Origin of the sequence: Vibrio sp. St2 (genome assembly GCF_947311885.1) — a bacterium.
GTDB lineage: Bacteria > Pseudomonadota > Gammaproteobacteria > Enterobacterales > Vibrionaceae > Vibrio > Vibrio coralliilyticus.
This window is the reverse complement of record NZ_CAMZNA010000020.1, coordinates 1-22093: the sequence shown is the minus strand read 5'-3', so window position 1 is coordinate 22093 and position 22093 is coordinate 1. Positions and strand designations below refer to the sequence as shown.

Sequence of the window (22093 nt, the reverse complement as noted above, 5' to 3'; positions counted from 1 at the left end):
TAAATTTTAGCAACTGGAGAATACCCATGGAACGGATTACGGTCAGTTTAGGTGAGCGTAGCTATCCAATCTCAATTGGTGCCGGATTATTCAATGATCCGGCCCACCTTTCATTTTTATCAGCGAAACAAAAAGTTGTCGTGATTACCAATGTCACGGTAGCGCCTTTGTATGCGGATAAAATCTTATCTCTTCTTGAGCAAGTGGGCTGTGAAGCCTCAGTTCTTGAGCTACCAGATGGCGAACAGTACAAATCGCTGGATACTTTCAATACCGTGATGAGCTACCTTCTCGAAGGTAATTTCGCTCGCGATGTTGTTGTCATTGCCCTTGGTGGTGGTGTGATTGGTGATTTGGTTGGCTTCTCTGCGGCGTGTTATCAGCGTGGCGTCGACTTTATCCAAATTCCGACCACTTTGTTGTCTCAGGTGGATTCGTCGGTTGGCGGTAAAACGGCGGTGAACCACAAGCTGGGTAAGAACATGATTGGTGCCTTCTACCAACCAAAGTCAGTGATCATTGATACCGACTGTCTTGCGACACTGCCTGAACGCGAGTTTGCTGCTGGCATTGCCGAGGTGATCAAGTACGGCATCATCTACGATCAGGACTTTTTTGTCTGGTTAGAAGAGAACCTTAACAAGCTGTACGAACTCGATGAGCAAGCATTGACTTATGCCATTGCACGCTGCTGCCAAATTAAGGCGGAAGTGGTGGCTCAAGATGAAAAAGAGTCCGGCATTCGTGCATTACTGAACCTAGGTCATACATTTGGTCATGCGATCGAAGCTGAGTTAGGTTATGGTAAATGGCTACATGGCGAAGCGGTTTCTTCCGGCACTGTGATGGCAGCAAAAACTGCGCAGCTTCAAGGGCTTATCACAGAGCAGCAAGTAGAGAGAATTCTCTCTATACTGAAGAGAGCACAATTGCCTGTGCATACACCAGACACTATGACTTTTGACGACTTCATGAAACACATGATGCGCGATAAAAAAGTGCTCTCTGGTGAACTGCGTTTAGTGTTGCCAACCAGCATCGGCAGCGCAGAAGTAGTTAAAGGTGTGCCTGAATCGGTCATCAAGCAAGCGATCGATTTTTGTCGCGATATCTAAGTTCTTTTCTTTAGACAGTGGACTGTCATTAGGATGGTTGAATGAGTTTGACGCATGAATCCCGTGTGTTGGAGTTAGATTCTCAAGTAGAATTGCTTGAGCGAATGCAATTGCTGACTAACTTCGGGTCAAACTTAGTCACTGTTGGCGGTGCATCAGGAGCCGGTAAATCTTGGCTCGCCCAACGCTACCTTGAAGCGTGGGCGTCAGATAAAAACCAATCGCTCCTGATGTGTCATCCAAGTCAGGATGACCAACAACGCCGCACTATGATTCTGACTCAGCTCTTTTCTGAGCCGATGTTCAATCCTGCCGACCCATTAGCCGAAAGTTTTGCTCGCCAGATGGAAGGGGAAAGCTGCGATGCTGTTATCGTCGTTGATGATGCCGATTTACTGCAGGAATCCTTTGTCTCTGAATTGTGGATGTTGATTCTCGAAGCGCAGGAAAATCCGGCTTGGACAATCAACGTGGTTTTGTTCGCTCAGTCCAATAGTCTTGATGTGTTGTTGACCCGCCTTAGCTATGGTCAGGATCACAAGCCGATTGATTTAGAGATTGAACCGCTGACCCAGGATGAAGCGGATCGATTCTTTGAACACCTGGTGATTCGTTTTGTCGAAGATGAGAGAGAGAAGCGTGTACGTAACGCATACCGAACTGTTGCCCGTCGTCCGGGGGAGATTATGGCTTTAGGGGATCATAAAGTGGAAAAAAGGATCATTATCCGCTCAATCATTGGTTCACCAATCAATATTGCATTGGTGGTGATTACGTTGCTGGTGCTGATAGGTGGTGGTTACTGGTGGATGATGAGCCAACCTTCTCCAGATGACAAAGCGCAGCAGGTGACAGACTCTATCGAGCAGACTGTGATTCCAACGTTACCGGTTGATGCTCAATCTGACGCTGAACAGCAAGGCTCAATAAGTGAAGAGCCGGTTTCTGATCCTATGTTGTCTTCGGCAGAAGATGATTCGGAATCCCTTCCTCCGGCAGTGACCGAGCAAACTTCGAGTGTAGGTAATGCTTCGGATGATCATCAGCGCGTTGTGATTACCTCAGAAGTCGTTGATGCACTGTTGGAAGGTAAGCCTGAGAAAGTCGACACGACAACGATACAAGAAGTGGTTGAGCAATCAGTCCCTAAAGCGGATGTACCTGACACAACAGCGAGTGCGGTGGCTGAGCCTGCCACTCAGGTAGAAAAGCCGATTGTGAAGTTTTCTTTCACGAAAGATGAGCTGAAGAGCTTCTCCCCTCGCAGTTATACCCTTCAATTAGCCGCTGTGCGTTCTCTGGAGGATGTACAAGTCTTCTTAGATAAGCACAACTTGGCTGCCAACGTGTATATATACCCGACTGTTCGCAACGAAGTAGAGTGGTTTATCATCACTTATCAAAACTATCCAACCATTCAGGTGGCGAGAGATGCCGTTGAAGCGCTTCCAGCTGATTTACAGCAGCTGGATCCTTGGGCCAAATCTCTCAGTCAGGTCCACCGTGAAATTGATCGAGTGAAATAACGCTGAGCTTAGCAGGAAAATATGTTACATTCCGCAGCCTTAATTTGTGGTTGATAGATAGAGCAGTAGATGAAGAAGCAGCGTGCCTTCCTGAAATGGGCAGGTGGAAAATACGGACTTGTCGAAGATATCCAGCGATACTTGCCCGAAGGGCGTAAGCTGGTTGAACCGTTCGTTGGCGCTGGTTCGGTTTTCCTGAATACTGACTATGAGCAGTACCTGCTTGCAGACATCAACCCGGATTTGATTAATCTCTACAATTTGCTCAAAGAGAGCCCGGAAGCGTACATTTCCGAAGCGAAGCGTTGGTTCGTGCCTGAGAATAATCGCAAAGAAGCTTACTTGTCGATCCGAGCGCAGTTTAATGCGACAGACGACGTGATGTACCGTTCTTTGGCTTTTCTGTATATGAACCGCTTCGGTTTTAACGGCCTATGTCGCTACAACAAGAAAGGTGGCTTTAACGTTCCTTTTGGCTCGTATAAAAAGCCATACTTCCCTGAAGCTGAGCTGGAATTCTTTGCCAAAAAAGCCAAGAAAGCGACGTTTGTATGTGAAAGCTATACCGATACCTTTAAACGTGCTCGTAAAGGCAGTGTAGTGTATTGCGACCCGCCGTATGCGCCACTGTCTAATACCGCCAACTTTACCTCCTATGCCGGTAACGGTTTTACGTTAGACGATCAGGCTGCGCTAGCGGATGTAGCGGAAAGAGCGGCAAAAGAGCGTCATATTCCGGTTTTGATTTCTAATCACGATACCACGCTCACTCGCCGCTTGTATCATGGGGCGGAACTCAACGTGGTTAAGGTGAAGCGCACCATCAGTCGCAATGGCGCTGGCCGCAATAAAGTGGATGAGCTACTAGCATTGTTTAAGCCAGACGATCAACACTAACGACATTTCTCTTATCTAATCTATCTTCTGACCTTTAGCTTCGGTAGAATTGCGCTCAACTTGTATTCAATGGTTTTGCCCAATAAATTCTAGAGGTCAGGTATGAAAGATTTCCTTATCGCTCCATCCATTTTGTCTGCAGACATGGCTCGTCTTGGTGAAGATGTTGAAAAAGTGCTCGCAGCGGGTGCGGATGTGGTTCACTTCGACGTTATGGATAACCATTACGTTCCTAACCTGACTTTTGGTGCTCCTATCTGTCAGGCACTACGTGATTACGGCATTACTGCACCGATTGATGTGCATCTGATGGTGAAGCCAGTTGATCGTATTATCCCGGATTTTGCCAAAGCCGGTGCGTCTATGATTACCTTCCACATTGAAGCGTCTGAACACGTTGATCGCACACTGCAACTGATCAAAGAACATGGTTGTAAAGCGGGTGTGGTACTAAACCCAGCAACACCACTTTCTCACCTAGAGTACATCATGGATAAGATCGATATGATTCTTTTGATGTCAGTGAACCCAGGCTTTGGTGGTCAATCTTTCATCCCTAAAACATTGGATAAGCTACGCGCAGTACGTAAGATGATCGATGAGTCTGGCCGCGACATCCGTCTGGAAATTGATGGTGGTGTCAAAGTGGACAACATTCGAGAAATAGCTGAAGCGGGTGCGGATATGTTTGTGGCAGGTTCCGCGATCTTCAACCAACCTGACTACAAAGAAGTCATCGACCAGATGCGTGCTGAATTAGCAAAGGCAGAGTAATTGAATGAGCAATATTAAACTTATCGCGTTTGACTTGGATGGAACGTTATTGGATAGCGTTCCTGACTTGGCCGTTGCTGCTGACCAAGCCGTGCAAGCACTAGGTTACCCAGCAGTAACAGAAGAGCAGGTGCGAGATTACGTAGGCAACGGCGCTGATGTTCTTATTGGGCGCTCGCTGAGTCGCAGCCTAACAGTATCGCCCGATTTAGACCCAGAACTGCATGCCAAAGCTCGTGTTCTGTTTGATGACTATTACGAGCAAAGCGGACATAAGCTAAGCCACCTTTACCCTGCGGTTAAAGAAACCCTAGCAGAGCTACACAAAGCGGGTTTTACAATGGCGCTGGTGACCAACAAGCCTTCGAAGTTCGTACCTGATGTGTTGGCAAAGCACGGTATTGATAAGTACTTTGTTGATGTGATTGGTGGTGATACTTTCCCAGAGAAAAAACCGAACCCAATGGCATTGAACTGGTTGCTTGAGAAACATGGTTGTCAGCCACAAGAAATGTTGATGGTGGGCGATTCCAAGAATGACATTCTGGCAGCGAAAAATGCGGGTTGCGCTTCGTTCGGTCTAACTTACGGATACAATCATGGTGAGCCAATTTCGCAGTCTCAACCGGATTTTGTTGCAGACACAATCGCAGATCTAGTGGATGTGGTAGCGGTTTCCGCTTAGTAGCAACAAAAGATCTTCCAAAATACTCGTTAATGAGTACACTGAGTGAACCGTGTGGCTAGAATCCACACGGTTTTTTTCATTTTTTAGATAAGAAGTCAAAGGAACTATTCCCATGAGCAAACCCATTGTATTGAGTGGTGTTCAACCATCAGGTGAACTAAGTATCGGTAACTACTTGGGTGCTCTACGTCAATGGCAACAGATGCAAGACGATTACGATTGCCAATATTGTGTTGTAGACCTTCATGCGATCACGGTTCGTCAGGACCCGAAAGCGCTGCATGAAGCGACTCTAGACGCATTAGCAATCTGTCTGGCAGTTGGTGTTGATCCACAAAAGAGCACGCTATTTGTTCAGTCACACGTACCAGAGCATGCTCAACTTGGTTGGCTTCTTAACTGTTACACCCAGATGGGCGAGCTGAGTCGTATGACTCAGTTTAAAGATAAATCTGCCCGCTATTCGAAAGACAGCTCAAGCCAGTTTGGCGACGTGAACGTTGGCCTGTTCGATTACCCTGTACTAATGGCAGCGGACATCCTGCTATACGGTGCACACCAAGTACCTGTGGGTAGTGACCAGAAACAGCACCTTGAGCTAGCTCGTGATATCGCTAACCGATTCAACAATATCTACTCGCCTGAGCAGCCAATCTTCCAAGTGCCAGAACCGTACATTCCGACTGTGAATGCACGTGTTATGAGTCTTCAGGATGCGACGAAGAAGATGTCGAAATCAGACGATAACCGTAAGAACGTGATTACTCTGCTCGAAGAGCCTAAATCGATCATCAAGAAGATCAACAAAGCTCAGACAGATGCAGACACGCCACCACGTATTGCCCATGATTGGGATAACAAAGCGGGCATCTCTAACTTAATGGGTCTTTACTCGGCAGCAACAGGTAAGAGCTTTGAAGAGATCGAAGCGCAATACCAAGGCGTTGAGATGTACGGTCCATTTAAGAAAGATGTGGGTGAAGCGATTGTAGCGATGCTGGAGCCTATTCAAGCTGAATATCATCGTATTCGTGCAGATCGCGCATACATGGATCAAGTGATGAAGCAGGGTGCTGAAAAAGCCTCGGCTCGCGCAGCAGAGACGCTGAAGAAAGCATACGAAGCGGTAGGTTTTGTGGCTCGCCCATAGACCTATCTGATTCGGTAAATATAAAAAACGGACTCATTTGAGTCCGTTTTTTATATCCAATTTTTGATGCTATTGAGCACCTTCAAAGCCCATCTGACGCCAAGCTTCAAAAGCAATAATGGCGACTGCGTTAGATAAATTGAGGCTGCGAGCATCAGGCATCATTGGGATACGAATACGCTGTTCCATTGGCATGCTCTCAATCAGCTCTGCTGGCAGGCCGCGGGTTTCTGGGCCAAACAATAAAACATCGCCTTGTTGAAAGTTAGCGTCGACGTGATGACCGGTTGTTTTTGTCGTACAAGCAAAAATGCGGAAGGTTTCGCGCTCTTTTTCTAGGTACTCAACAAACGCCTGATAGTTTTTATGGCGAGTAACACGTGCCAGATCATGGTAGTCCAGCCCAGCGCGGCGGACTTTTTTCTCTTCTAAATCAAACCCTAATGGCTCAATTAAATGCAGGTTTGCACCACAGTTGGCACACAGGCGAATGATGTTCCCTGTATTTGGGGCAATTTCAGGCTCATAAAGGGCGATATCGAACATAGTGTTAATTTCTTATCATCAGCTGGGAAGCTAAGCAGTATAAGGCGGCTTTAAAATGCCGCCAAGCCTGAAGTGGTGAGTTTTTGCTATGCGTTTTGCGCTAGTGCTGCTGCATAGTTCTCGCTTACCGCATCCCAGTTAACCACATTCCACCAAGCGTCGATGTATTCAGGGCGACGGTTTTGATAACTGATGTAGTAAGCGTGTTCCCATACATCCAGCGCTAAAATAGGCTCACCTTGAACGCTCGCAACATCCATCAAAGGATTGTCCTGATTGCTGGTGGAGGCAATGTGCAGCTTGCCGTCTTTGACAACTAACCAGGCAAAGCCGGAGCCAAATGTATTGATGGCTGCTTCGGCAAACAGAGATTTAAACTGCTCGAAGTCACCGAAAGTCGCGTCAATTTCCTTGGCTAATTCACCTTTAGGTTCGCCACCTGCACCGGGTGCCATGCAATTCCAGTAAAGGATATGATTGTAGTAGCCACCACCATTGTTGCGTACTGCCGGAGCGTGCTGAGATATATTGGCGAAGATGTCGCTCAGTGAGGCATGTTCCAGTTCCGTCCCTTTGACCGCAGCAACGAATTTGTCGAAGTAAGTGCGGTGATGCTTGCTGTAATGGACTTCCATGGTTTTAGCATCAATGTAAGGTTCGAGTGAGTCGTATGCGTAAGGCAACTTTGGGAAAGTGTGAGACATAGTAAATCCTCCGTAATAGAAGGATTTACTTTAAATGATAATGAGATCTATTATCAACTGTGTTTTTATAAGGTTATTGCATGGGTACGAGTGGTAGGCGGATTTCGACTCTCAAGCCACCGAGCTCACTGCGCAGCGCTTGTATAGAGCCACTATGCTGTCGAATCGCGTTTTCTGTGATCGCTAACCCTAAACCTGTGCCGCCGCTGTGACGATCTCGTGCGGTCGAGACACGATAGAAAGGCCGGAAAATGGCTTCCAGTTCTTGCTCGGGCACACCTTCGCCATTGTCGTCGACAGCAATCGTAAGTTGATCGGCATGGATGCTCAGTGACACCTGAATGACGTCTTTTCCGTAATAGATGGCGTTACGCACAATATTGTCGACGGCACTCATGAGCAATTTCGGATTGCCCGAAATGGTACGATCTGGAATCGCGTCATAGCGGAGTGTTTTGTTCATCTGCTCGGCTTCAAATTGTGCATCCGAGAGAATCGCTTCCCACAGACTACCAATGGGTTGTTGCTCACGCTCTACATGACTGTCGACCTGCATTCGAGATAGCTCGAGAAGCTCGCCGATCATCTGTTCTAATCGCTGAGCTTCGGTATCGATTCGATTGAGTTCAGGGCTTTCTCCTTGTTTACGTGACGCCAAGGCCGTGGCCATTCTCAATCGAGTCAGGGGAGAGCGCAACTCATGCGAAATGTCGGATAACAAGCGCTGTTGACCAGAAATCATCTGGTTTACCGCTTCAACCATCTGGTTAAAGCTTTTACCGGCCTGACGGAATTCAGACGTGCCTTTTTCCAGTTGTGGGTCGACAAAAAATTCGCCTTTTGCGACCCGTTTAGCGGCGCGCTCCAACTTACGAGCGGGTTGACTTAACGCCCATGCTAACCAAAGCAGTAGAGGAGTGCTGACCAGCATCACTGCGAACAGCAGCTGAAATGGTTTATCAAACAGGCGAATCAAAAACGGTGATGGTTGATTCCATTTCATGCCGACGTAGAGCAGAAGATCTCTCTGAGCCAGAGTAATGGGAAGTGGGCCTGCCACCATATAGTGACCATATAACCTCTGCTTGGGATGCTCAGGGTTTTCGATACTAGTGATAAAGTTCTGAACGGCTTTGAGTTTGAAATCTTTGCGGTCACGCGTGGTCAGAATATTGCCTTCCAGATCGGTCAGAACAAAACGTGGGCGAGGATCGCGGGGTGAACGCTTTGGCCCTTCAAGCTGAAATATAATCCGGCGAAGATCCTGTTCGCGAGCAAAGTTCTTCTCTATCTTCTGTTTGATTCCGATGAGTTTTTTATAATGATCGGCCGGAATATCCCTCGATTTTCGTGGGTCCAAATGAGGTAACGACAGTACGGCGATCAGCACCAGAAACATGGTAAACCAGAAGATGGCAAAGATACGCCCGTACAGGCTGGTGATCTTAGGCAGACGCATCAATTTTCCTCAACCAGCAAATAGCCGCGTCCGCGCAGCGTTTTAATACGAGACTTGCCATCTTCGCGCTCTGGCAGTTTTTTGCGTAGGTTGGATACGTGCATGTCAATAGCGCGGTCAAACGCCGCTAAGCGTTTGCCCAGTACATCTAAGCTGAGTGTTTCCTTGGTCAGTGTTTCGCCTGGATGCTGGACAAAGTGGCTCAGGAGCGCAAACTCTGTGGTGGTCAGGTCTAGGTATTGTTCTTGGCAGTAGGCTTCCTGTTTACCCGGATAAATTTTGATGTCCTGATACTGAATGCAATCACTGTTTTTGTTGCCGCCTTTCGATTGAGTGCGACGCAAAATAGCGCGGATTCGGGCCAGCAATTCACGGTCACTGAAAGGTTTTGGTAGATAATCGTCAGCGCCTAGTTCCAAGCCAATGACACGGTCAATTTCTTCGCCTTTCGCAGTCAGCATCAAGACAGGGGTTTCCCAGTGTTCACGCAAGCGCTTAAGGGTTTCCATTCCATTCAGCTTAGGCATCATGACATCGAGCAGCACTAAATCTATGCTGTCGTCAATGGCTTCAAGCCCTGCTTCTCCGTCGTTGGCTTCAGATACGCGATAACCTTCAAATGTCAGTACTTCTTTGAGCAGGCTGGTCAGTTCGATGTCATCGTCAATCAATAGGATGTTGGCCATGGAATACGTCTCTCAATCATATCGGTTACACTAATATTACTGATTATTCGTCGAGAGCTTTAGTTTAATTTTTGCTCTTTACGATTCTTTACGCTCTCTAGACGTCACTTTACGTTGCAGTTCGTAATCTACACTCAAGCGCTGTCGAGACAGCTTGATTCCATCCCTCTGGATATGAAAGGTACGATTATGAAAACTGCAAAGAAACTGGTATTGGCTGCTGTTGTTCTTCCCCTCACATTAGGTACCGCGAGTGCATTTGCTTACGGTGGTAAAGACCACAAGAAAGGTCCACATGGTGAATTTGGCTTTGACCGCGGCATTATGCGCCAGCTGGACTTGACCGATGCGCAAAAAGATCAACTGAAAGAAATGCGCCAAGCCAACAAAACGGAAATGAAAGCGAAGTTCAAAGATAACTTTGAAAGCCATCATGCTGAGATGCAGGCTAATAAAGAAAAGGTTCAGGCGTTGCTACTCGCTGATACATTCGATGAAGCAGCAGCCAACGAGCTGGCTAAGCAAATGGTTGAGAAGCAGACTGAGCGCAGAGTGAAGATGCTTGAAAAGCAACATCAGATGCTGAGCATTCTGACACCGGAGCAGAAAACCAAATATGTTGAGCTGCAGAAAGAGCGCTCTGAAAAGCGTTTAGAGAAGATGCAGGAGCGTTTTAGCGACAGCTGATATTTGTATGCAGATTCAGGCGGCCAATTGGCCGCCTTTTTTGTATCATTTTTATTCAATAATTTGCGGGTTATACTTAAGGTAATGTTTTTCAAACGCTTTACTTTATGAAACACGAATATGCGCGCTTGGTGACACTGGCTGCTTGGACAGCTACGATTGTCGCGACGTTACTGCTGGTGGTAAAACTGGCGGCGTGGTGGGTAACGGGCTCGGTCAGCTTACTCGCCTCATTGATTGACTCTATGCTTGATATTGCCGCGTCTCTGGTCAACCTTTTTGTCGTCAGGTATTCACTGCAACCTGCCGACAGGGAACACACCTTTGGCCACGGCAAAGCGGAGTCTCTGGCTGCATTGGCTCAGGCGATGTTTATCTCTGGCTCTGCGGTATTTCTTATTCTCAATGGTGTTGAGCGCTTCTTCAGGCCTCATGAATTGCAATCTCCCGAGTACGGGGTGTACGTCAGTATGTTTGCCATTGCGGTCACTTTCGCTCTGGTGCAGTTCCAGAAACATGTTGTGAGGAAAACGGGCAGCCAGGCCATTGCTGCGGACTCTTTGCACTATCAGTCCGATTTGTACATGAACGCTGCGATTATGTTGGCGCTTGGTTTGAGTTGGTTCGGTGTAACTCAGGCAGATGCCGTGTTTGCAGTGGGCATTGGTCTGTACATTCTTTATAGCGCTGTGCAGATGGTACGGGAAGCGATTCAGACCTTACTGGACCGTAAGTTGCCAGATGAAGAGCTGGAAGCGATCAAAGCATGCTGCCTGTCTGTCGATGGAGTTTTAGGAGTTCATCAATTGAGGACCCGTATGTCAGGTCCAACACGTTTCATTCAGCTGCACTTGGAGCTTGAGGATCAGATTCCTTTGATTGAAGCACATCGCATTTCCGATCAGGTTGAGAATCAGCTACTTGAGCTATTCCCCCATGCCGATGTATTGATCCATCAGGATCCTTATTCCGTAGTTTTCGGGCCAGAGAAAGAGCAAAAAATCCAAGATTGGTAAACTAGGATTAGGAAGGGTTAGCCCGCAGCGACAAAATCGCGCTTATTGACTATCTTTTCATCGGGACGACAATTCACTGTGATCCTGATATGTATCAAATCAGTGAAAGCGCAAAGCTGTAATACTCTTACATAAGTAGAAAAGTTACATAATTTCGTGCAAATAAAAGTAGTATTCCTTGCCCGTCAAGGTAACATATTGCGCAGCTATAAGAATCTTGTCAGTAATTTGGCTGAAAATTGCTGACGTAAAAATTGAAATAAGATTCCCAAAAATCGAGGGTGAGCATGATTAAGAAGATCGGTGTTTTGACAAGTGGCGGTGACGCACCAGGCATGAACGCGGCAGTACGCGGCGTGGTTCGCACAGCTCTATCGGAAGGTTTAGAAGTTTTCGGCGTTTATGACGGATACTTGGGCCTGTATGAAGACCGTATCAAGAAGCTTGATCGTTCAAGCGTATCTGATGTGATCAACAAAGGCGGTACTTTCCTAGGCTCTGCACGTTTCCCTGAATTCAAAGACGTTGCTGTGCGTGAAAAAGCGATCGAAAACCTTAAAAAACATGGTATTGAAGCGTTAGTTGTTGTTGGCGGTGACGGTTCATACATGGGTGCGAAGAAACTAACAGAAATGGGTTACCCATGTGTTGGTCTACCAGGCACCATCGATAACGATATTGCTGGTACTGATTACACTATCGGTTACCTGACGGCGCTCAACACTGTTATTGATGCGATTGACCGCCTGCGTGATACCTCTTCATCTCACCAGCGTATCTCTATTGTAGAGATCATGGGTCGTCATTGTGGTGATCTTACGTTGATGTCTGCGATTGCTGGCGGCTGTGAGTACATCATCACACCAGAAACGGGACTGGATAAGCAGAAGCTGATCAACAACATCCAAGACGGCATCAAGAAAGGTAAGAAGCACGCGATCATTGCTCTGACTGAGCTGATGATGGACGCCAATGAGCTGGCTAAAGAGATTGAATCGGCAACAGGCCGTGAAACTCGTGCGACAGTATTAGGTCACATCCAACGTGGTGGTCGTCCAACCGCATTTGACCGTGTATTAGCTTCTCGTATGGGTAACTATGCTGTCCACCTACTGATGGATGGTAAAGGCGGCCGTTGTGTCGGTATCCAGAAAGAACAACTGGTTCATCACGACATTATCGACGCGATTGAAAACATGAAACGTCCAGTACGTGAAGACCTTTACAAAGTTGCGGAAGAGCTATTCTAAGCCGCAATGAATCAAAGAAAACCACCCAATTGGGTGGTTTTTTTATACCTCGTGCGAAGGGTTCTTCTCTCTGGCGCTTGAGCTCCTGCGCCGCTGAATTTTCTGATGCACACCACGACGTAGTGCCTGAATTCGATTTTCGGCTTTATCGACTCCGAACAAAACAACCAGTGCTAGCACTGTAATGACAACAGACTGCTGCAAATAGCCGAGACCAATCATCAGCCCCAAGGCGGCCAGCAACCAAATCACGGCAGCTGACGTTACGCCATGAATTTTGCCATCCAATGTCATCATCACACCAGCACCTAAGAAGCCAACACCAGTAATGATCTGACCCAGCACGCGCGCTTGATCTAAGGTGTTTGGTGAAAGAGAGACCGCCATCGACATAAACAGGTAAGTACCAGCGATGATCAGAATGGACGTTCTGATACCAACAGGTTTGCCTCGTGTCTGACGTTCAGCGCCAATGAGCAGACCATTGATCGCGCAGCACAGGAGGGCTGGCCAATCAAACGGACCAAGGTCGAGCAGCGAATCTGGCAAGATGTACATAGTGTTCTCCTAAACCGCGGAGTATGCCGAGTGGCCTCGGTTTAGGCGAACAAAAGATATTTATCTTGAGGATAAATAGTGGTTAACAGCCGGAAGTGGTCAGGCTAAATCTCGGTTCTGAGGAGGAGGTGGCTTCAGTGTATTGAAGGTAGCAATTTTGTGCCGTCTGGCGTCGGTCGGCTGGGAGGTAAAGAATCACACCATCATTGGGATTGGTATTGCTGAAATACCAATCGGCACCGTCTGACCCAAATGTGGCGTCTTCAATGGTGGTTTCCAGTAATTGTGACCAAGCGTTAGCATTGTCTGCTTTCGGGTAACCGTAAACGATCGCGACGTCATCGCCTTCAATGGTTAGTGTTGCGCTGGAAAGCGCATTTAGGTTCTCTACCGATGCCAGACCAATCACCTGCTCATTGGCACCCTGCATGGCTCCTTTCAAACCCTGCAAAGCCGAAGTACGGGCATTGGACTGCAAATTGAGCAATCGAGGCAGGGCTGTCACGGCCAAAATGCCGAGAACCACAATTACGATCACCAGTTCAATCAGAGTAAAACCTTGTTTGTTTTTCATCATTATTCTAAATGTAAATCCAGTGGCGTTTTACTGGTTCGGCCGCCGATTTCACGGGTGAGTTTCGGTACCAGATAACCAGAAACCCGTTCAATGACGCCCGCCATGATCTGTTTGGCTTGCTGATCAGAGATAAAAAAGTGCGCTGCGCCCTGAACCTTATCTAATACATGAATGTAGTAGGGCAGCACGCCTGCATCAAATAACGACTCGCTGAGTGCCACCTGAGCTTCAACACTGTCATTGACGCCTTTAAGCATGACGCCTTGATTGAGAAGAGTAACACCCTCACGGCGGAGTGAACTTAACGCATCTCTCAGTTCCTGATTGATCTCATTGGCGTGATTAATGTGTGTGACGAGAATAACCTGCAGGCGAGTATCGGCGAGCAGTTTGGTGAAGGCGGTGGTGATGCGAGCTGGAATCACAACAGGCAGGCGAGAGTGAATTCTCAAGCGTTTAATGTGCTGAATATCTGCAATTTGCCCTATGAGCCATTGAAGTTCTTCATCTTTGGCCATTAGAGGATCCCCTCCTGAAAGAATGATTTCGTTCAGCTCTGGGTGCTGTCGTACATAATCTAGGCTCTGCGACCATACAGATTTATTGCCTTTGTTTTCGTTATATGGGAAATGACGACGGAAGCAATAGCGACAGTTGATTGCACACCCTCCTTTCACGATCATCAATGCTCGGTTACGATACTTATGCAGTAGCCCCGGTACCTGATTGTCTTGTTCATCGAGAGGATCGGTTGAATACCCAGAATGCACATCGAATTCTTCTGAGAGTGGTAAAACCTGACGCAGCAAGGGATCAAACGGATTGCCTTTCTCCATTCGATCAACAAAACTTTGCGGAACTCGTTGGGCGAATAGCTTGCGCGCTTCAAACCCGCTCTGCCACGGAGAAGGATCAATTTCCAGTTGCAGCAGAAGTTTTTCAGGATCAGAGATCCCATTCGCTAGCTGTTTGAGCCAGTTTTGCTCAACAGATTCGACTTTTCGGGTTATGATGTGCGGCATTAAATTTAACTCGAAGAATGGTAAGAGGAAAAAATGGCTACTGTTAGCACGAATGAATTCAAAGGCGGTCTTAAAATTATGCTTGATAATGAGCCTTGTGTCATTCTCGAAAACGAGTATGTAAAACCAGGCAAAGGTCAGGCATTTAACCGCGTTAAAATCCGTAAACTGCTTTCAGGCAAAGTTCTAGAGAAAACATTTAAGTCAGGCGACACTGTAGAAGTTGCGGACGTAATGGATATCGATCTGGACTACCTGTACAACGACGGTGAATTCTACCATTTCATGAACAACGAAACATTCGAACAAATTGCAGCGGATGTAAAAGCAGTTGGCGAAAATGCGAAGTGGTTGGTTGAAAACGACTCTTGTATGCTAACTCTTTGGAACGGTAACCCAATCGTTGTAACGCCACCAAACTTCGTTGAGCTGGAAGTAACGGATACCGACCCAGGCCTTAAAGGTGATACTCAAGGTACAGGTGGTAAGCCAGCAACACTAACAACGGGTGCTGTTGTACGAGTGCCTCTGTTCATCTCTATTGGTGAAGTGATTAAAGTGGACACTCGCTCTGGTGAATACGTAGGTCGCGTTAAGTAAGCGTAAACTTACTCAAGATTTAGAAAAGGTCACTTCGGTGGCCTTTTTTTGTTTCTACGCTAACTTTGATGTGCCACAATTCTAGCACTCGATTATGAGACTACACTAGTCAGTATGAAACAGTCCTTACGTATCTGGCTCGACGCTGCTCGGCCAAAAACACTTCCATTGGCACTGGTATCGATCTTAACCGGTAGTGTGCTGGCATATTCTACTCATCAGTTTTCTTGGATGATTGCTATCTTAGCGTTTCTCACTGCGACGTTATTGCAGATCCTATCCAACTTGGCCAACGATTATGGTGATGCGGTAAAAGGCACAGACAACGACAAGCGTCTCGGACCAATGCGCGCGATCCAGTCGGGCGCTGTGACTCAGGCTGACATGAAACAGGCGATCGTGATTAATATCATTTTGACCATGCTTGCTGGTTTAGCCCTCGTGTTTTATGCACTCGACAGCCTACAAAGTATTTTGGCTTTCATTGGCTTAGGTGTGCTGGCTATCGTTGCTGCCATCGCCTACACCGTAGGTAATAAGCCTTATGGTTATGTCGGGCTGGGTGATGTGTCCGTTTTTATCTTTTTTGGTTTGCTTGGCGTTGCCGGCACTTTCTTTCTCCATACCGGTATCGTCGCGCCTTTGTTGGTTTTACCCGCTATAGGTTGTGGTTTACTCGCCGTCGCTGTATTGAACATTAACAATATGCGAGATATTGAAAACGATGAAGAATGCGGAAAGCGCACAGTTGCGGTGCGCCTTGGGCAGAAGAATGCTAAGCACTACCACACGATGCTATTGGCTGGGGCTGTCGTGGCGTTTATTGTCTATCTGCTGCTTCAGCCGGTACCTGTTTGGCTGAGCTTACCGTTCTTATTGAGCGTGCTGGTGATTTACAAGCATGGTAAAGCCGTGTGGCAGGCAGAGCAGCCTGCGCAAATCGCCCCTATGATGCCAGTCATTGTGAAGTGCTCGCTGGTGACTAACTTATTGTTTGCTGGTGTGGTTATAGCTCAAACTCTGGCCAGTTAATTGAGTCTTGTCATTGCAATGACTTAATGTCCCTATATACTCGATGGAGATGACGAACCGTATGGGAAGGAACACTATGGAATACAATACGTCGGCTTTATGTGACATTTACTCAGAACAAGTAGATGTAGTAGAACCTATGTTTAGCAATTTTGGTGGCAGCGCCTCATTTGCTGGACAGATCACGACGGTGAAGTGTTTTGAAGACAACGGTCTGATTCGAGAAGTACTCGAACAGGATGGTTTAGGTCGGGTACTGCTGATTGATGGTGGAGGTTCATTACGTCGTGCTTTGATTGATGCAGAATTGGCGTCACTGGCTGAAGAAAACGAATGGGAAGGCCTAGTCGTTTATGGTTGTGTTCGTGAGGTCGATGAACTGGAAGACATGAGTATTGGCATTCAAGCTCTCGCTTCAATTCCGGTTGGGGCGGTATCGCAGAGTGTGGGTGAGGTGGATGTGCCAGTGAATTTCGGAGGCGTCACCTTTATTCCCGAAGATTACCTCTACGCTGATAATACTGGGGTCATCTTGTCTCAAGAACCGTTGGATGTTGAGCTCGACACCGAAGAAGATGAGCTTATCGCCGACTAAGCGGTAAAGAATCAAAAAAACACCGACCTTGAAGGTCGGTGTTTTGCTATGTGGCTTCTGCTAAGAATTGGCGTCGGACTCTCAACGCGTAAAGATAGCCTAGGACGCCACCCAATATATTGCCGAGCGCAATGCCTATAAATAGCCCTTCAATATCGTACAGGTAGCTACCAATCCATGCACAAGGTAAGGTAAAGATGAACAGGCGCATAAAGCTCCATTGGAATGCTTTGAGCGGCTCATGCAGTGCATTCAGGCCAGACACCAACATCATGATGATTCCCTGAAAACCGTAACTAAATGGTACTACAAGCAAATAGTGCCAAAGCAGATCTTTCACCGCTTGTTCTTGAGAGAAAAGCGCCGCAAGTGGAATACTCAGCGGAACCATCATGACAAAAATCCCAAATTGGAAAAGCAGCGAGAAGCGCATGCTGAGAAATAGCCCAGCGAAGCTACGTTGAGGGTTATTCGCCCCAACATTCTGAGCAATAAATGGTGTCAAAGTTGAAGTTAGCGACATCAATACAATGATGAGGATGGATTCAACCCGCTGGGCAGCACCATAAGCGGCCACTGCCGCGGTGCCGTGGCTGGAGAGTAGCATCATCAGAATGGCACCGGACAACGGGTTCATCGCGTTGGAGAGTGCTGCCGGAGTGCCAATTTTTAGGATTTGTCGCCAGTCAGCCCATAGCGTTTTGAAGTGGGGTAAGGCGAGAAGTTTTTCTCTTTTCACCAACACATACAGTGAGCCGATTAAGGCGCCAAACCAGCTTAGGGCACTGGCGATGGCGGCACCCTGAATCCCAAGCTCTGGAAATGGCCCATAACCAAAAATCAGTAACGGATCGAGCACGCCATTGATCAAGCCTGCCAGCATCATGATTTTGGCTGGTGTTTTGGTATCCCCAGTCGCACGAATTGCGCTATTGCCTGCCATGGGGACGACAAGTAATGGAATCGTCAGGTACCAGATATGCATGTACTGGTTTATCAGGGGCAGCAGTTCTTGTTCTGCCCCTAGTGCTAGGAACAATGGCTCAATGGTGAAGTAACCTAAGCCAGATGCAAGCGCGACTAACGTTACCGCTAGAACCAATCCATGACTTGAGAAGCGTGCTGCATCTTCTGACTGTCCTTGCCCGAGCAGGCGGCCGATATTGGCTGATAGGCCGACACCAATCCCCATCGTGATGCAGTTGACCGCAAAGGTTACTGGGAAAGTGTAGCTGATGGCAGCAAGGGCTTCAGTTCCGAGCAGAGAGATAAAAAAGGTATCCACTAAGTTGAACATCAGAATAGCCACCATGCCGAAAGTCATCGGAATGGTCATCTGACGGAGCACGAGAGGGATGGGGCCAGTCAAAAGGCCGTGCTTATCCTGCATTCGGTACAACTACTTTTGGGGCGGAAAAGCGTAGGATACTTGATTGATGTGTGAGACACAAAAAAGGCCAGCTTGCGCTGACCTTAATAAGAATTTTCCTAAAGGAAAAATTACGCTTTAGCTGCTGCCGCTGCTTTAGCAATTGCTGCAAAGCTCTTCGCATCAAGAGAAGCACCGCCCACTAGAGCACCGTCGATGTCTGGTTGTGAGAAGTAAGCTTCAGCGTTTTCTGGCTTAACAGAGCCACCGTACTGGATGACAACTTGAGCTGCAACTGCTTCGTCTTTCGCTGCGATTAGTGCACGGATAGAAGCGTGGATGCGCTGTGCATCTTCAGCAGTTGCTGCTTTACCAGTACCGATAGCCCAGATTGGTTCGTATGCGATGATAGCATCGTTAAGTGCTTCAACACCGTATGCATCGATAACTGCGTTGATTTGGCGAGCACATACTGCTTCAGTTTCACCAGCTTCGTTTTGAGCTTCAGACTCACCGATACAGAAAACAGGTTTTAGACCGTTCTCTTTTAGGAAGTTGAATTTCTTAGCGATGAACTCGTCAGATTCGTTGTGGTATTCACGACGCTCAGAGTGGCCGATGATGATGTGAGAAGCATCGAAGTCTTTCAGCATTTCTGGAGACATGTCGCCAGTGAATGCACCGCTGTTGTTCAGGTCAGTGTTCTGAGCACCTAGGATGATCTTGTTACCGCCTTCTGCGATAACGCGCTCAGCAAGATCAATGTAAAGCGCTGGTGGAGCTACTGCTACGTCAACACCTTCAACACCTTCAAGTTCCGCGTTAAGGCCAGTTAGCAACTCTTTTACCATTGCTTTGCTGCCGTTAAGTTTCCAGTTACCCATCACTACAGGACGACGCATAGGAATATCTCCCTTTGTATTTAATGTAGAAAGTTCATTAATGTAAAAAATCTTCGTAGGAATATAACAGATTAAAGCGACCAAATCATGACTAGTATCATGTCTTGTTCGGTTCTGACTTAATGGTTACCGCTATAGCCGCGCATAAATGGTATAAGCTTTGTTCTCAGCAGTGATCCATAATGCATTATGCTGGTTTTACGCTCGGAAATAGCAGCTGAAATTGGTAATAGTGTTGGGGGTCTTTTTAGTGATTTTTTGAAACTCTCTTACATTTGAGGACTACAATGCCAAATCTAGTAATGGAATACTCTAACTCCGTCGATGAACGCGTGAATGTGCAAGGACTATTGGAGGACCTGCATCAAGTGGCGCTTCAATGCGGGCTTTTTGACGCGCCTTCCGTAAAATCCCGAGCGCTACGCTGCCATAATTGGCTGATTGGAGAAGATGGCGATAACGTTGACTTTATCCATATTAGTTTTGAACTGCTTGATGGGAGAACAGCGGAACAAAAGCGCGACCTCTCACGCCAGTTGATGGATGTGTTGCAGAAGCAAGCCAGCCATGTTCATAGTTTGACGGTCAATATTCGAGATATGGATAAAGAGTGTTTTCAAAAAGTGGTAAATTAATATTTTTGATTTTTAGGTAAGTAATCATGTCGATGAAAGAGCTGTTGTTTTCATTTCAAGGGCGAGTAGGGCGAAAGATCTACTGGATATGGAATGTGGTCTATTACACATTAATTGTGGGTTTTGCCGCTGGCATGAATGTGTTGTTTCCCAGTCAGGCGCATTTGCTTTTGCCCGTGTTTTTGATTGTTGTTCTGATCCCAGATTTAGCAATAACGGCCAAGCGATGGCATGACAGAGGTAAATCGAGCTGGTGGCTACTATTGAATGTTCCCTTGGTGATAGGGCGCATGACAGTACCAGCTGGCGATCCCACGCAGATGGCACAGTCGACCACGTTGCAAGCCGTCAGTTCATTGGCTGCATTGATATGTGGTGTTTGGATTCTTGTGGAGTGCGGTTTCCTCAAAGGAACAAAAGGTGAAAACCAGTACGGCGCCGAGTTGAAATAGGGCGTCGAGAAGGTTGAACCCTTTACGCTAGTTGCAAGGGTTGAGGTTTTGACATCAACCCTTGATAGATTCTCGCTATTTTCGCAACAGCACTTCTTCGACTCTGTGGTCGCGAGCTTTCTTTAAGATAAGGTGAGCACGACCTTTGGTCGGCAAAATATTAGCCGTGAGGTTGATGCCGTTAATTGATTGCCAGATTGAGTGCGCTTTCTCTATCGCCGCTTTCTCAGTCAGTTCGGTATAGTGACTAAAGTAAGAACCGGGTTTGGTGAAGGCTCCTAAGCGGAATTTCAGGAAGCGTTCCACGTACCATTGTTCTATAACATCACACTCTGCATCGACATATAAAGAGAAGTCGAGGAAATCAGAGACAAACACACGATGGGGATCGTGTGGATAGTCCATACCACTTTGCAGAACATTGAGTCCTTCAATGATCAACACATCTGGGCGGTCTACCACTTTGACATTGTCGGTAATGTCATAAGTGATATGTGAGTAGACAGGAACTTCGAGATTGGGCTTGCCTGCCTTCACATCCGAAACAAACTCAACCAAACGCTTGATATCATAAGATTCGGGAAAGCCTTTACGATGCATGATCCCGCGATCGTGCAATACCTTTTTAGGGTAAAGAAAACCGTCTGTCGTCACCAGTTCAACCTTTGGGTGATTTTCCCAGCGCGAAAGTAGCGCTTTAAGTAGACGAGCAGTTGTGCTTTTCCCCACCGCGACACTGCCTGCAATGCCAATAATAAAAGGTGGCGCACTTTCCTGATTGTCCAGAAAGTTGTTGAGAACAGAGTTACGGCTTTGTCTGGCGGCAACATACAAGTTGAGTAGACGCGCAAGTGGCAGGTAGATCTCAACCGCTTCTTCCATGGTTAGGCTTTCATTGACGCCTTGTAGCTCAATGAGATCCTCTTCGGATAGCGTCATCGGGACGGAATTACGCAATTCGGCCCATTGCTGACGATTAAAAGAGAGATATGGCGTCATAGTCTTCCTAACTGAGATTCGCGATAGAGAGCTGCGAAAATACAACAACCCGCGCAAATTGCCAAATAACTCGGCGGAGATAAAACGCTTTTATCGAGTAAATTGTGCGATTTTTCAGCAAATAAGCAGAAACTGGTTAAAATCGCATTTTTTTTTAATTTAGCTATTGCAAGGTAGAGATTCCTTCAATAGAATGCGCACCACTTATGCCGACTTAGCTCAGTAGGTAGAGCAACTGACTTGTAATCAGTAGGTCACCAGTTCGATTCCGGTAGTCGGCACCATTTCTCCTTTATGAGTGAAATGGATTAAAAATTTGGAGGGGTTCCCGAGTGGCCAAAGGGATCAGACTGTAAATCTGCTGGCACTGCCTTCGATGGTTCGAATCCGTCCCCCTCCACCATATTCTTAAGGAAATAGCTCACAGAGTTACGTGTTGCGGGCATCGTATAATGGCTATTACCTCAGCCTTCCAAGCTGATGATGCGGGTTCGATTCCCGCTGCCCGCTCCACTCTAATTTGAGTGCTGATATAGCTCAGGTGGTAGAGCGCATCCTTGGTAAGGATGAGGTCGGCAGTTCGAGTCTGCCTATCAGCACCAGCTCTTAAGCAACGTTTTCCTTTTGATACTTTCTTTTAACTAAACTACGTTTAGTGATTAAGAGAAGTTTATCACCAATACTTTTTGGTTGCGTGGTCATCAAAGCCACCTAAATCCGTACCTAGAGGGACAACTCATGTCTAAAGAAAAATTTGAACGTACGAAACCGCACGTAAACGTTGGTACTATCGGCCACGTTGACCACGGTAAAACAACTCTAACTGCTGCAATCTGTACAACTCTATCTAAAGT

General features: G+C 47.0%; 25 protein-coding genes and 4 tRNA genes. 19 read left to right on the top strand and 10 right to left on the bottom strand.

Translation table 11 applies throughout. The features are described 5' to 3' along the window. Positions 1–26 precede the first annotated feature (26 nt). From aroB to trpS, 6 genes are all read left to right on the top strand, one after another. The gene (gene aroB / locus QMA41_RS24905) at positions 27–1115 is read left to right on the top strand and encodes a 3-dehydroquinate synthase (protein ID WP_021458026.1); all 1089 of its coding nucleotides are present in this window, start codon (positions 27–29) and stop codon (positions 1113–1115) included. Between the two features lie 41 nt (positions 1116–1156). Then, positions 1157–2641, top strand: coding sequence for an AAA family ATPase (locus QMA41_RS24900; protein ID WP_281630848.1), 1485 nt, complete (start codon positions 1157–1159; stop codon positions 2639–2641). 69 nt (positions 2642–2710) lie between these two features. Next, positions 2711–3538, top strand: a complete 828-nt coding sequence (locus tag QMA41_RS24895; RefSeq protein WP_006957149.1) for a Dam family site-specific DNA-(adenine-N6)-methyltransferase — start codon at positions 2711–2713, stop codon at positions 3536–3538. Between the two features lie 102 nt (positions 3539–3640). After that, the gene (gene rpe, locus QMA41_RS24890; RefSeq protein WP_006957145.1) at positions 3641–4312 is read left to right on the top strand and encodes a ribulose-phosphate 3-epimerase; all 672 of its coding nucleotides are present in this window, start codon (positions 3641–3643) and stop codon (positions 4310–4312) included. Between the two features lie 4 nt (positions 4313–4316). Further along, complete coding sequence (locus tag QMA41_RS24885) at positions 4317–4997, top strand: phosphoglycolate phosphatase (protein ID WP_019278104.1); 681 nt, start codon at positions 4317–4319, stop codon at positions 4995–4997. A gap of 115 nt (positions 4998–5112) precedes the next feature. Further along, positions 5113–6150, top strand: coding sequence for a tryptophan--tRNA ligase (trpS, locus tag QMA41_RS24880; RefSeq protein ID WP_281630847.1), 1038 nt, complete (start codon positions 5113–5115; stop codon positions 6148–6150). A gap of 69 nt (positions 6151–6219) precedes the next feature. On the opposite strand, the gene trmL is transcribed toward trpS, so the two are convergent. The 4 genes from trmL to QMA41_RS24860 form a co-directional block, all read right to left on the bottom strand. After that, positions 6220–6696, bottom strand: coding sequence for a tRNA (uridine(34)/cytosine(34)/5-carboxymethylaminomethyluridine(34)-2'-O)-methyltransferase TrmL (gene trmL / locus QMA41_RS24875; protein ID WP_021458024.1), 477 nt, complete (start codon positions 6694–6696; stop codon positions 6220–6222). 86 nt (positions 6697–6782) lie between these two features. Beyond that, positions 6783–7400, bottom strand: a complete 618-nt coding sequence (locus tag QMA41_RS24870; protein ID WP_281630846.1) for a superoxide dismutase — start codon at positions 7398–7400, stop codon at positions 6783–6785. A 73-nt stretch (positions 7401–7473) separates the two neighbouring features. After that, entirely contained in the window at positions 7474–8859 is a 1386-nt protein-coding gene (cpxA, locus tag QMA41_RS24865) for an envelope stress sensor histidine kinase CpxA (RefSeq protein ID WP_281630845.1), read from the bottom strand. After that, positions 8859–9545, bottom strand: a complete 687-nt coding sequence (locus QMA41_RS24860) for a response regulator (protein WP_281630844.1) — start codon at positions 9543–9545, stop codon at positions 8859–8861. Before QMA41_RS24860 ends, cpxA begins: the two co-directional genes overlap by 1 nt. Before the next feature lie 189 nt (positions 9546–9734). Here QMA41_RS24860 and QMA41_RS24855 point away from each other — a divergent pair, with 189 nt between their 5' ends. The 3 genes from QMA41_RS24855 to pfkA all read left to right on the top strand — a co-directional run bounded on the left by QMA41_RS24855 (position 9735) and on the right by pfkA (position 12498). Beyond that, positions 9735–10232, top strand: a complete 498-nt coding sequence (locus QMA41_RS24855) for a CpxP family protein (protein WP_006957137.1) — start codon at positions 9735–9737, stop codon at positions 10230–10232. 107 nt (positions 10233–10339) lie between these two features. Continuing rightward, positions 10340–11248: a CDF family cation-efflux transporter FieF gene (gene fieF, locus QMA41_RS24850; RefSeq protein ID WP_006957136.1), complete on the top strand. Its 909-nt coding sequence runs from the start codon at positions 10340–10342 to the stop codon at positions 11246–11248. 287 nt (positions 11249–11535) lie between these two features. Beyond that, positions 11536–12498, top strand: a complete 963-nt coding sequence (gene pfkA, locus QMA41_RS24845) for a 6-phosphofructokinase (protein WP_281630843.1) — start codon at positions 11536–11538, stop codon at positions 12496–12498. Between the two features lie 42 nt (positions 12499–12540). Here pfkA and QMA41_RS24840 read toward each other — a convergent pair whose 3' ends face one another. The 3 genes from QMA41_RS24840 to epmB form a co-directional block, all read right to left on the bottom strand. Continuing rightward, positions 12541–13056, bottom strand: a complete 516-nt coding sequence (locus QMA41_RS24840) for an MgtC/SapB family protein (protein ID WP_281630842.1) — start codon at positions 13054–13056, stop codon at positions 12541–12543. An 82-nt stretch (positions 13057–13138) separates the two neighbouring features. Next, a complete protein-coding gene (locus QMA41_RS24835) occupies positions 13139–13630 on the bottom strand; it encodes a type II secretion system protein (RefSeq protein WP_281630841.1) in 492 nt (163 codons plus the stop codon). Between the two features lie 2 nt (positions 13631–13632). Next, on the bottom strand, positions 13633–14655 hold the full coding sequence (gene epmB, locus QMA41_RS24830) for an EF-P beta-lysylation protein EpmB (protein WP_281630840.1): 1023 nt from the start codon (positions 14653–14655) through the stop codon (positions 13633–13635). 33 nt (positions 14656–14688) lie between these two features. Here epmB and efp point away from each other — a divergent pair, with 33 nt between their 5' ends. From efp to rraA, 3 genes are all read left to right on the top strand, one after another. Next, positions 14689–15255, top strand: a complete 567-nt coding sequence (efp, locus tag QMA41_RS24825; protein ID WP_021458016.1) for an elongation factor P — start codon at positions 14689–14691, stop codon at positions 15253–15255. A gap of 114 nt (positions 15256–15369) precedes the next feature. Then, positions 15370–16287 (top strand): 1,4-dihydroxy-2-naphthoate polyprenyltransferase, encoded by a 918-nt coding sequence (locus QMA41_RS24820; RefSeq protein WP_095573419.1) that lies wholly within the window; start codon positions 15370–15372, stop codon positions 16285–16287. Between the two features lie 76 nt (positions 16288–16363). Further along, positions 16364–16882, top strand: a complete 519-nt coding sequence (gene rraA, locus QMA41_RS24815; RefSeq protein WP_006957124.1) for a ribonuclease E activity regulator RraA — start codon at positions 16364–16366, stop codon at positions 16880–16882. 46 nt (positions 16883–16928) lie between these two features. Here the strand turns inward: rraA and QMA41_RS24810 are convergent, their stop codons facing one another. Continuing rightward, positions 16929–18272: an MATE family efflux transporter gene (locus tag QMA41_RS24810; RefSeq protein WP_281630839.1), complete on the bottom strand. Its 1344-nt coding sequence runs from the start codon at positions 18270–18272 to the stop codon at positions 16929–16931. 110 nt (positions 18273–18382) lie between these two features. After that, complete coding sequence (gene tpiA / locus QMA41_RS24805; RefSeq protein WP_281630838.1) at positions 18383–19153, bottom strand: triose-phosphate isomerase; 771 nt, start codon at positions 19151–19153, stop codon at positions 18383–18385. Between the two features lie 287 nt (positions 19154–19440). Between tpiA and QMA41_RS24800 the strand changes: the two genes are divergently transcribed. Together QMA41_RS24800 and QMA41_RS24795 are read left to right on the top strand one after the other, a co-directional pair. Continuing rightward, the gene (locus QMA41_RS24800) at positions 19441–19788 is read left to right on the top strand and encodes a 5-carboxymethyl-2-hydroxymuconate isomerase (protein ID WP_172845094.1); all 348 of its coding nucleotides are present in this window, start codon (positions 19441–19443) and stop codon (positions 19786–19788) included. A 26-nt stretch (positions 19789–19814) separates the two neighbouring features. Beyond that, positions 19815–20240 carry a DUF805 domain-containing protein gene (locus QMA41_RS24795; protein ID WP_281630837.1) on the top strand — a complete coding sequence of 142 codons (426 nt, stop codon included), beginning with the start codon at positions 19815–19817 and terminating at the stop codon, positions 20238–20240. 75 nt (positions 20241–20315) lie between these two features. Here QMA41_RS24795 and coaA read toward each other — a convergent pair whose 3' ends face one another. Next, positions 20316–21239, bottom strand: a complete 924-nt coding sequence (gene coaA, locus QMA41_RS24790; protein WP_281630836.1) for a type I pantothenate kinase — start codon at positions 21237–21239, stop codon at positions 20316–20318. Between the two features lie 208 nt (positions 21240–21447). Here coaA and QMA41_RS24785 point away from each other — a divergent pair. The 5 genes from QMA41_RS24785 to QMA41_RS24765 all read left to right on the top strand — a co-directional run. Then, positions 21448–21523, top strand: a tRNA-Thr gene (locus QMA41_RS24785). A gap of 34 nt (positions 21524–21557) precedes the next feature. Continuing rightward, positions 21558–21642 (top strand) — tRNA-Tyr (locus tag QMA41_RS24780). A 35-nt stretch (positions 21643–21677) separates the two neighbouring features. Next, positions 21678–21752 (top strand) — tRNA-Gly (locus tag QMA41_RS24775). A 13-nt stretch (positions 21753–21765) separates the two neighbouring features. Then, a tRNA-Thr gene (locus QMA41_RS24770) sits at positions 21766–21841 on the top strand. Between the two features lie 136 nt (positions 21842–21977). Continuing rightward, on the top strand, positions 21978–22093 hold a 116-nt coding region (locus QMA41_RS24765), incomplete at its 3' end, for a GTP-binding protein (protein WP_004743179.1).

What these genes read in the sequence shown, in the direction of transcription:
- aroB (WP_021458026.1), top strand. Translation starts at nt 27, where the DNA reads ATGGAACGGATTACGGTCAGTTTAGGTGAGCGTAGCTATCCAATCTCA.
- QMA41_RS24900 (WP_281630848.1), top strand. Translation starts at nt 1,157, where the DNA reads ATGAGTTTGACGCATGAATCCCGTGTGTTGGAGTTAGATTCTCAAGTA.
- QMA41_RS24895 (WP_006957149.1), top strand. Translation starts at nt 2,711, where the DNA reads ATGAAGAAGCAGCGTGCCTTCCTGAAATGGGCAGGTGGAAAATACGGA.
- rpe (WP_006957145.1), top strand. Translation starts at nt 3,641, where the DNA reads ATGAAAGATTTCCTTATCGCTCCATCCATTTTGTCTGCAGACATGGCT.
- QMA41_RS24885 (WP_019278104.1), top strand. Translation starts at nt 4,317, where the DNA reads ATGAGCAATATTAAACTTATCGCGTTTGACTTGGATGGAACGTTATTG.
- trpS (WP_281630847.1), top strand. Translation starts at nt 5,113, where the DNA reads ATGAGCAAACCCATTGTATTGAGTGGTGTTCAACCATCAGGTGAACTA.
- trmL (WP_021458024.1), bottom strand. Translation starts at nt 6,696, where the DNA reads ATGTTCGATATCGCCCTTTATGAGCCTGAAATTGCCCCAAATACAGGG.
- QMA41_RS24870 (WP_281630846.1), bottom strand. Translation starts at nt 7,400, where the DNA reads ATGTCTCACACTTTCCCAAAGTTGCCTTACGCATACGACTCACTCGAA.
- cpxA (WP_281630845.1), bottom strand. Translation starts at nt 8,859, where the DNA reads ATGCGTCTGCCTAAGATCACCAGCCTGTACGGGCGTATCTTTGCCATC.
- QMA41_RS24860 (WP_281630844.1), bottom strand. Translation starts at nt 9,545, where the DNA reads ATGGCCAACATCCTATTGATTGACGATGACATCGAACTGACCAGCCTG.
- QMA41_RS24855 (WP_006957137.1), top strand. Translation starts at nt 9,735, where the DNA reads ATGAAAACTGCAAAGAAACTGGTATTGGCTGCTGTTGTTCTTCCCCTC.
- fieF (WP_006957136.1), top strand. Translation starts at nt 10,340, where the DNA reads ATGAAACACGAATATGCGCGCTTGGTGACACTGGCTGCTTGGACAGCT.
- pfkA (WP_281630843.1), top strand. Translation starts at nt 11,536, where the DNA reads ATGATTAAGAAGATCGGTGTTTTGACAAGTGGCGGTGACGCACCAGGC.
- QMA41_RS24840 (WP_281630842.1), bottom strand. Translation starts at nt 13,056, where the DNA reads ATGTACATCTTGCCAGATTCGCTGCTCGACCTTGGTCCGTTTGATTGG.
- QMA41_RS24835 (WP_281630841.1), bottom strand. Translation starts at nt 13,630, where the DNA reads ATGAAAAACAAACAAGGTTTTACTCTGATTGAACTGGTGATCGTAATT.
- epmB (WP_281630840.1), bottom strand. Translation starts at nt 14,655, where the DNA reads ATGCCGCACATCATAACCCGAAAAGTCGAATCTGTTGAGCAAAACTGG.
- efp (WP_021458016.1), top strand. Translation starts at nt 14,689, where the DNA reads ATGGCTACTGTTAGCACGAATGAATTCAAAGGCGGTCTTAAAATTATG.
- QMA41_RS24820 (WP_095573419.1), top strand. Translation starts at nt 15,370, where the DNA reads ATGAAACAGTCCTTACGTATCTGGCTCGACGCTGCTCGGCCAAAAACA.
- rraA (WP_006957124.1), top strand. Translation starts at nt 16,364, where the DNA reads ATGGAATACAATACGTCGGCTTTATGTGACATTTACTCAGAACAAGTA.
- QMA41_RS24810 (WP_281630839.1), bottom strand. Translation starts at nt 18,272, where the DNA reads ATGCAGGATAAGCACGGCCTTTTGACTGGCCCCATCCCTCTCGTGCTC.
- tpiA (WP_281630838.1), bottom strand. Translation starts at nt 19,153, where the DNA reads ATGCGTCGTCCTGTAGTGATGGGTAACTGGAAACTTAACGGCAGCAAA.
- QMA41_RS24800 (WP_172845094.1), top strand. Translation starts at nt 19,441, where the DNA reads ATGCCAAATCTAGTAATGGAATACTCTAACTCCGTCGATGAACGCGTG.
- QMA41_RS24795 (WP_281630837.1), top strand. Translation starts at nt 19,815, where the DNA reads ATGTCGATGAAAGAGCTGTTGTTTTCATTTCAAGGGCGAGTAGGGCGA.
- coaA (WP_281630836.1), bottom strand. Translation starts at nt 21,239, where the DNA reads ATGACGCCATATCTCTCTTTTAATCGTCAGCAATGGGCCGAATTGCGT.